The following is a 1,178-nucleotide window of genomic DNA, read 5'->3' on the forward strand; positions in this document are numbered from 1 at the left end:
ATAACTTTAGCAACCACACCAGCACCAACAGTACGACCACCTTCACGAATCGCAAAACGTAAACCTTCTGCCATCGCGATTGGGTGAATTAATGATACTGTCATTTTGATGTTATCACCAGGCATTACCATTTCTACGCCTTCTGGTAATTCGATAGTACCAGTTACGTCAGTTGTACGGAAGTAGAACTGTGGACGGTAACCTTTGAAGAATGGAGTGTGACGACCACCTTCATCTTTACTTAAGATATACACTTCTGATTCGAAATCAGTATGTGGAGTGATTGAACCTGGTTTTGCAAGTACTTGACCACGTTCGATTTCTTCACGTTTTGTACCACGAAGTAATACACCAACGTTTTCACCCGCACGACCTTCGTCAAGTAATTTACGGAACATTTCAACACCAGTACAAGTTGTTTTTGTAGTTGGTTTGATACCAACGATTTCAACTTCTTCACCAACTTTGATGATACCACGTTCAACACGACCAGTTACTACTGTACCACGACCTGAAATTGAGAATACGTCTTCAATTGGTAATAGGAATGGTTTGTCGATATCACGCTCTGGTTCCGGAATGTAGCTGTCTAGTGCTTCTGCTAATTCAACAATTTTGTCTTCCCATGCTGCTTCGCCTTCTAATGCTTTCAGCGCTGAACCACGAATTACTGGAGTGTCATCACCTGGGAAATCGTATTGAGATAGAAGTTCACGTACTTCCATTTCAACTAATTCTAATAACTCTTCGTCATCAACCATATCACATTTGTTTAAAAATACGATGATGTAAGGAACACCTACTTGACGACCTAAAAGGATGTGTTCACGAGTTTGTGGCATAGGACCATCTGTTGCTGCTACTACTAAGATAGCACCGTCCATTTGTGCCGCACCAGTGATCATGTTTTTAACATAGTCAGCATGGCCCGGGCAGTCTACGTGCGCGTAGTGGCGAGTAGGAGTATCGTATTCAACGTGTGAAGTGTTGATGGTGATACCACGTGCTTTTTCTTCTGGCGCGTTATCGATTTGATCGAATGCACGAGCTTGACCACCAAATTTTTTAGCAAGTACAGAAGTAATTGCAGCAGTTAAAGTTGTTTTACCATGGTCAACGTGGCCGATTGTACCAACGTTAACGTGGGGTTTTGTACGTTCAAATTTTTCTTTAGACAT

At 42.0% G+C, this 1,178-nt stretch carries 1 protein-coding gene; it reads right to left on the reverse strand.

Annotated elements, in window-relative coordinates; translation table 11 throughout:
• Window positions 1-1,178: elongation factor Tu (tuf, locus tag GQ590_RS11985; protein ID WP_160409288.1), on the reverse strand; the 1,178-nt coding region annotated here is incomplete at its 3' end.

The organism is Gilliamella sp. Lep-s35, from assembly GCF_009795845.1.
Lineage (GTDB): Bacteria > Pseudomonadota > Gammaproteobacteria > Enterobacterales > Orbaceae > Gilliamella.